6 protein-coding genes and 1 pseudogene are annotated in these 6,995 nt (G+C 39.0%); 2 read left to right on the top strand and 5 right to left on the bottom strand.

Annotated features, from left to right (window positions below):
* Positions 1-1,032 precede the first annotated feature (1,032 nt).
* The 5 genes and pseudogenes from H3Z82_RS19870 to H3Z82_RS19195 all read right to left on the bottom strand — a co-directional run.
* Positions 1,033-1,185 (bottom strand): annotated as a pseudogene (locus H3Z82_RS19870) (type II toxin-antitoxin system RelE/ParE family toxin); the annotation flags it as partial.
* 101 nt (positions 1,186-1,286) lie between these two features.
* Positions 1,287-1,523: a hypothetical protein gene (locus tag H3Z82_RS19210; RefSeq protein ID WP_182207091.1), complete on the bottom strand. Its 237-nt coding sequence runs from the start codon at positions 1,521-1,523 to the stop codon at positions 1,287-1,289.
* Between the two features lie 256 nt (positions 1,524-1,779).
* On the bottom strand, positions 1,780-2,412 hold the full coding sequence (locus H3Z82_RS19205) for a hypothetical protein (RefSeq protein ID WP_182207090.1): 633 nt from the start codon (positions 2,410-2,412) through the stop codon (positions 1,780-1,782).
* Between the two features lie 165 nt (positions 2,413-2,577).
* Positions 2,578-3,714: a redoxin domain-containing protein gene (locus tag H3Z82_RS19200; protein ID WP_182207089.1), complete on the bottom strand. Its 1,137-nt coding sequence runs from the start codon at positions 3,712-3,714 to the stop codon at positions 2,578-2,580.
* A gap of 148 nt (positions 3,715-3,862) precedes the next feature.
* Complete coding sequence (locus H3Z82_RS19195) at positions 3,863-4,330, bottom strand: hypothetical protein (protein WP_182207088.1); 468 nt, start codon at positions 4,328-4,330, stop codon at positions 3,863-3,865.
* Between the two features lie 373 nt (positions 4,331-4,703).
* Between H3Z82_RS19195 and H3Z82_RS19190 the strand changes: the two genes are divergently transcribed.
* Both H3Z82_RS19190 and H3Z82_RS19185 read left to right on the top strand, forming a co-directional pair.
* On the top strand, positions 4,704-5,582 hold the full coding sequence (locus tag H3Z82_RS19190; RefSeq protein ID WP_317172476.1) for a tyrosine-type recombinase/integrase: 879 nt from the start codon (positions 4,704-4,706) through the stop codon (positions 5,580-5,582).
* 2 nt (positions 5,583-5,584) lie between these two features.
* The gene (locus H3Z82_RS19185) at positions 5,585-6,718 is read left to right on the top strand and encodes an IS91 family transposase (protein ID WP_182202983.1); all 1,134 of its coding nucleotides are present in this window, start codon (positions 5,585-5,587) and stop codon (positions 6,716-6,718) included.
* Positions 6,719-6,995: the final 277 nt, after the last annotated feature.

Here is a 6,995-nt window from a genome sequence, read left to right as displayed (position 1 = left end):
ACGTACTGTTTGTCGGTTCTGTTATTCAGCCTGACCTTTGGCATTCACTGATTTTCGGATTTTAGGCGACTTAACATTGGATCTCAAGAAGGTTTATAATTCGTAACGGTGGTAAATTCTCATTGTACTTTTTTGATTTTCTAATTTATGTTCTTAAAAAACCAAAAAAAAATTTGATTTAGTACTGGTTTTTCAGGCTTTTTTCAGCTGTGTACTAACGTTTATGTGTACGAGCTGTTGCGTATTTATTAACCAAATATTCTAAGTTTATCCAAAGTTTCAAAATTCGCAAGAATTTTGTGAATTGGATGGGTTTGAGCAATGGCTTGTACACGGTGTTGGCAAATCGGTTTTATTCTTTTTTCGTTCGAGTGTTTTTTCCGACGTATTATTGTTGAAAAGTTCAATTTAGTCAATTCCGATTAATTACTGTTATGGTTTTCCGCATTCAACTTTTATTAATGTTTTTCGATCAGATTGGATCGAGAAACACAAACTTTCGATTTTGCACTTAAAAACCAAAAAAAAATTTCAATTTGGTTCGGAAGGTTTTTATCTGTCAGATTGGATTTCGCCGTACTCTTTGTCGGTTCTGATTTTCAGCCTGACTTTTGGCAATCACAGAATTTCAGTTTTTTAGCGACTTAACATTGGATTTCAGGGAATTTAAGTTTTTCCGCAATACTGATAAATTCAGCGTTGTGCTTTTCAATTACGTTTTCTGTTTTCAATCTTAAAAACCAATTTTTTTTTCGAATTAGTTCCGCTTTTTTTAGGTTCTGCTCAACTGTTTGCCAACGTTTAGTATAAAAGAAGTAGGGCTGTAAATAAGCAATTACCTTTCGGATTATCCCCAAGCCAAATCTATTGCATTTTGTTTTATATTATTATCCAAAAGCCAAATCAAAAGATTTGGCGACCTCGTAAATATGCCTGAAACACTGGGTTTAGCACTTATTTGCCCTATTTTTTTTATACATTGTTAGCGGTAGGCTTTCTACGTAATATCCTTTCCAACTTTTTTGGGTTTTGTCAGCTATCCCAAATTGTCAGGATTAACAAGCGGTCTTTTTCGTCAACCTCATAAATAATGAGATAATCCTTAACGATTTTTATTCGTGCATTTTTATCATCCGTTGGTTTTCCAATTTCAGGATAATCCGCAATCAATTTAACAGCCTCTTTGAAAAGTCCGTTTAATTTTCGACTTTAAAGTGTAGATTGGTTTCTCTTGTTCCAGTATTTGAGAATGTATTTTCTGTCGGTTTGAGCTCTTCTGGACCAAACTATTTGTTTAACCATTCGTCAATCTCTTGGTTCGCTTGTTCATTTGTTAAATAGTCGCCATTTTTAATTTGTTCACGAGCCTCGGCAATTGCAGAATTTTGTTCCGCATTGAGTTTGTAAGTTTCTTGAATTTCGTTTTCAAGATTTAAGAAATGATAAAACTCCTCAAGTAGATTTTTATTTTTAGATAAATTAATCTCGTTGATTAGTTTCTTTTTAATTTCTATTGTTTTCATAGCACAAATATTTTCATCAAGATAATAATTTTTTGGCAAATGGATAGATGACTTTTAAATTTTCGAAAATGCTTAATTTTCAGAACGATTTTTTTTAGCTTACCGCTAACGGCCAAGTATAAGCGTAGTGCGGGTTTTCGAAGCAATTCACTGTCCGCCCATCGCAAAATTTATTAGGAGCAAAAATGCTCAATTTTAGCCGTTCAGCCCGCATTACGCTTATACATTGTTGTGCACTGGCTTTTTTCATTTTTATCTACCAAATCTTCCACCAAGGTTTTTTATCGGTATGAGTTTTCTCTCTTAACATTCCGTTTTCTTGGACTTCAAGATGTTCGTTCCTGTCGAGGAATTCTTGAAATGAACCGCCCTTTATTTCCTTCGTTTCGAGGTCGAGTTCAAATTCAGACCAAGGTTGGTCATCATTTGTCGGGTCATAAGTTTGTCCACTTATTTTATTGTCAACGAGTTTCAAGTCTTTAATTCCGTCCCACGAAACTCTGTCGCTTTTCCAAATTTCACCTGTTTTATTGTCAAGCATCAAAATGTAGATGTCGTCAGAGCAAATCAAGCTTCCATCTTCTTTTTGTATTACGTCTTTGATTGTCAGTCCGAAAGTCATTTTGGGTTTCTGTTCGTCTGGGTTCATTATGTACCCTTGTCCACCTGCGAAAACGACAATTATATTGTGTTCTGGAAAGTCGAAGATGTTGTTATAGTCAGTCCAACCTGGTCTGAAATTGGCGACCCATTCTTCTCCGTCAGATTTCTTGAATTTCACGACATATCCTTCAGAGTAAAATGGTTCTTCGTCACCCGAAATTGGAATATACATCGGTCCATATGGTGGAAGTCCCTTTAAAAGCTCATATCGTTTTTCTGTCGTCATTTAGTTCCTTGGTCGTTTTTTTTAGCTTGTGCACAACGTTACGTGTATGAGCAGTGGCGTGGTTCGTCACGGACAATTGCAAACAGGTACTTGCCATTGGAAAATCCGCAGGATTTTCCAAGTATGCGAGGACAAGCCATTGCTTATACATATTGTTACACAACGTTATTTTATCCGCTGTTTAATGTTTTCTACCGTAGTTTTCTTATCAAAACCAGTCCATTTTTTCACGATTTTTCCTTTGTTGTCAAATAGATAATAAGTCGGTGTGCCTGCAACTCTGTATTTTACAAATGTTTCGCTATATCTTCCATTTTCATCCCAAAGACTTTCCCAAGAAATATTATTTGATTTGTTTGTTTTCAACCAATCATTTTTGTCTTTGTCAACATTAAATGTAATTACCTTTAAGCTGTCTTTCTTGCTTTCTGCTAATTCCTTAATTTCTGGAAGTGCCATTTTACACCAACCACAATGAGGTGAGTAAAATTCAAGCAGTACATAGCGATTGTCATTAAAATAATTCGCGAATTCTACAATTTCGCCATTTTGATTTTCTGCCTTAAAATTATAAAACGCGTCGTTTTCTTTTAATGGCTCGCTATCTAAATAAATTTGAAGTGATTTTGCGTACTCCGTATTTTTTAAATCTGGTTTAACTTTTTGGAATTGACTTTTCAAATATTCATTTGGAACATCTTCTCTCAACCTATATAATTGTCTTAAACCAAAGTGAGTGTTAAGGTTTTTTTCGACAAACTCTTTTTTGATTTTCAACAGTTGATTGTCAATGTTATCGAAAATTCCGTTTTTCCCCCAATATGCATTTTGCAAACTATCATTCCAATTGCCATCTTTCCTAATGCTAATCATTTTTTCAAAGTTTTGGTCATATTCGGCATTGGCTGGTTTTGATTTCTCCGCTAAATCAATTTTGAGTTTATTAAATTCTGAACCTCTAATTTTGAGATTTGAAGAAAATTCCTCTGACAATCCTGTTATCTCGATGATTTCGTTACCCATAAAGATTGAGGTATACTTTGCTTGACCATTATTATCTGTTGGTAAAATAACAATGCTTATTTCTATCGGTGTATTATCAAGATACCCTTTAAATTTAAAACTATCATTTTTCACAAATGCACTATCTAAAATCTTTTGGCTTTCAGTTTCAGATAATACCACTTTTGCGTTTTCTGATAGACCTTTAATATTAGCTGTAATTTCAAATCCGCTTTGTTCCTCTTGGCAAGAAGTCAATACAAATCCGATTATAAATGTTAGTAGCAATGTTTTTTTCATAATGTTGTGTAACGTTTATGTGTAAGAATAGTTGCGTGGGATAAACACCTAAAACAACAAAAATTGACCGAGCCTGTGGAAATTCCACAGGAATTTCCAAGTAGGCGAGAACCAAGCAATTATTTTTACACGGTGTTGGCAGTAGTTTTTATTGGTCAATGTCAAATGAGTGAGACCAATTCTGAATTATCACATCTTTATTCGCGTTTTTCACAAGGTCTTTAAATTCCTTAAAATGCTTATTAAAAAATCTTGGTAATATTCTGACAGTTTTCTTTATTCCGTCATTATTAAGATAGTCAATTTTCCAAATATTCAAATTATTTAGCTCAATCATTGTCAGCTTTACTTTATAAACATTTTTTAATGGTATTTTTTCTTTTTCAGATTTTCCTATTACATAAATAAAATCATTGTCAAATTCTATAGTTTTCGCTTTGTCAAATAAGTAGTAAAGTCCGAAACAAATTATCAGAAAAATCAATAGCGGAATTATGCTTTTTAAATCAATGTTATTTTTTCTAAAATAATTCGCAGTTGGTAAAATCAGTAGGATTCCAATTGTAAGAAATAGGTATTTATATATTCTGATATTTCTTGATATTCTTCGTTTCATTTTAAATTCTGACTAACCTTTTGTAATGTTCTGGAAATTAATAATTAGTATTTTGTGTTTTTAGTATTTTCATTTTGTATTCTCATTAAAACGTTAGCTTAAAGAGATTAATTTTTTATCCGTAAAGAGGGGAATTACTGCCAACGTTTCGTGTATGGGCAGTGGCGTGGTACGTCACGGACAATTGCAAACAAGTACTTACCATTGGAAAATCCGCAGGATTTTCCAAGTAGGCGAGGACAAGCCATTGCTTATACACATTGTTGAACTAAACCTAAAGGTAGCTTCACGAGACGTTTCCATCACGATTCACTACCTTTAGGATCAAGGTTTAATGTAATACTCAATATTATGAAAAAAAAACGACACCCTCATTGAAAGGGCCTGTATTTCCGTTCCAGAGTTTGCAAAACTCTACCAAAAATTAAAGCGTTCCGTTGAGCTGGCCGGCAAGAGCCAGAGTACCCTTACCAACTATGCGCGCTGCCTGGCGCACCTTGCCCTCCATTTTAACTGTAGTCCACTTGCCCTGGATGAAGAACAGATCTTGGACTATCTACACGTTTTAAAGTCGCAGCACAAGACGCCATCCGACAGTTTTTTCAAGCACACCGTCTACGGGCTTCGCTATGCCTATCGCCTCTTTGGGATGAACGAGATGCGTGTGGTTCTTCCTTCCATTGAACGTCCCAAGACACTCCCGGTGGTATTGAACCAAAGAGAGATAAAACAACTGTTGAAGACCCCTAAACTGCTCAAGCACCGCTTGGTCCTGGCCATGCTCTATGGCTGTGGACTTCGCAATTTTGAACTGTGCAACCTACAGCGCAAGGACTTGGATTTTGATAGGATGATGCTGCACGTGCGCCAGGGGAAAGGGCGCAAGGATCGTTATGTTCCCCTGTCCAAAATGCAGGTCCGCGGCCTACAGAGATACTTCCTGGCAGAAAACCCGGATACGTGGTGTTTTACGGGCAATGACAAATCAGGCAGACCGAGCCGGATCTCTTCCCAGGGCGTTCAGTGGATCGTCCGCGAGGCTCGCAGGCACAGTGGCATCCAAAAGGAGATCACCGCCCATATCCTGCGGCACAGCTATGCCACCCACTTGCTGGAAATGGGTCTGGACATTATGAGCGTAAAGGATCTTTTGGGACATGCAGATATCCAGACCACCCTTATCTACCTCCATGTGGCACAATCGGGCAGGCAAAGGCCGTTCAGTCCGCTGGACAGGCTTTATGGCCAATAGGGATGTCCAAGCCTGTCCATGAAGTAGCCCATATCCTGGAGCGAAACAGGGAGCACCTTGCCGCTCATTGTGCCAATAGCTGGCAAGAACGTACCCTGCACGCGTTGCGCAAATGTCGGACCTCGGCCTTGGGCGGTCACATCGATCGTTGTGAGAATCCAACCTGCGGTAGGTTGCACCTTAGTTATAACAGTTGTCGCAACCGTCACTGTCCGAAGTGCCAGGGCCATAAAAAAGAGGAATGGATCCGCGCCAGGGAGGCAGATCTGTTGAAGGTTCCCTACTTCCATGTAGTGTTTACCATACCTGCGGAGCTGAACCGGTTATGTCTGTACGAACCAAAGTTGGCGTACGGTCTTCTGTTCAAAACAGCTTGGGGCATTATCCGGGATTTTGGTGGCAATCCCAAGTTTTTGGGCGGCCGGATGGGAATGGTCGCCATCCTGCACACTTGGGGGCAGAACCTTTCGCTGCACCCGCACCTGCACTGTATAGTTCCCGGGGGTGGCATTGCCAGATCGGGCAAATGGAAACCTGCCAAGAGTAAGGGAAAGTATCTGTTCCCTGTAAAGGCAATGAGTAAGGTCTTCAGGGCTCGATTTGTGGCCGGATTGCGTAAAGCGCTGGGGAAGCAACAACCTCCCTCTTTTTACCAAAGCCTGTTCCAACATCATTGGGTGGTCTATTGCAAGCGTCCGTTCTTGGGGCCTTCACAGGTAGTGGAATACTTGGGCCGCTATACCCATAAGATTGCCATCAGTAACCATCGGATAAAAGGTCTGGAAGGCGGAAACGTACGGTTCATGGTAAAGGATTATCGGCACGGGGGCAAGAAATCTGTGCTTGCGCTGCCCGATGCCGAATTCATCAGGCGCTTCGCACTACATGTCCTGCCCAAGGGATTTACACGGATCAGGCATTATGGTATTTTGAGCAGTTATTACAAAAGAACTGTGATCCCGCAGCTCCAGAAAGACCTGGGAATGCCAAAGCTTGGGGAGACAGGGCCATTGATGCACCGAAAATGTCCAATATGCAAAAAGGGAAACCTTGTTACCGTTGCAACTTTTACCGCCCGTGGACCACCAGGGCACTGGCTGGAGCAGATCAATAATCAAATAAAACGACCTATATAAAAAAAAGCGCAAGTCACGCGCAACAGGATATCTATGGTCAAAAATGAAGGAAACTGAGTGAAAAACGTTGAAAAGAAGCGAAGAGGAACTGCAAAACCAATCTTGCACTTCTAATCTTCAATAATAAAGCAAGCAAATACTCCCAAACAAAAAAATCAACTATTAAAAACCCATCTTAAATCCAATCAATCCCCATAGTAGGCAAACCGACCAACACCGGTTCAGTCAACACGGCATTCATGTTGGGTCGTACCGACCACACGAATGCTTAGTTATT

The sequence above is a fragment of the Gelidibacter maritimus genome (assembly GCF_014062315.1).
Taxonomy (GTDB): Bacteria; Bacteroidota; Bacteroidia; order Flavobacteriales; family Flavobacteriaceae; genus Gelidibacter; species Gelidibacter maritimus.
Note: the sequence above shows the minus strand (reverse complement) of the source record. Positions and strands in the feature narration are given on the sequence as shown.

Coding starts and splice junctions, on each gene's coding strand:
- H3Z82_RS19195 (WP_182207088.1), bottom strand. CDS start 4,330: ATGAAACGAAGAATATCAAGAAATATCAGAATATATAAATACCTATTT.
- H3Z82_RS19210 (WP_182207091.1), bottom strand. CDS start 1,523: ATGAAAACAATAGAAATTAAAAAGAAACTAATCAACGAGATTAATTTA.
- H3Z82_RS19200 (WP_182207089.1), bottom strand. CDS start 3,714: ATGAAAAAAACATTGCTACTAACATTTATAATCGGATTTGTATTGACT.
- H3Z82_RS19185 (WP_182202983.1), top strand. CDS start 5,585: ATGTCCAAGCCTGTCCATGAAGTAGCCCATATCCTGGAGCGAAACAGG.
- H3Z82_RS19205 (WP_182207090.1), bottom strand. CDS start 2,412: ATGACGACAGAAAAACGATATGAGCTTTTAAAGGGACTTCCACCATAT.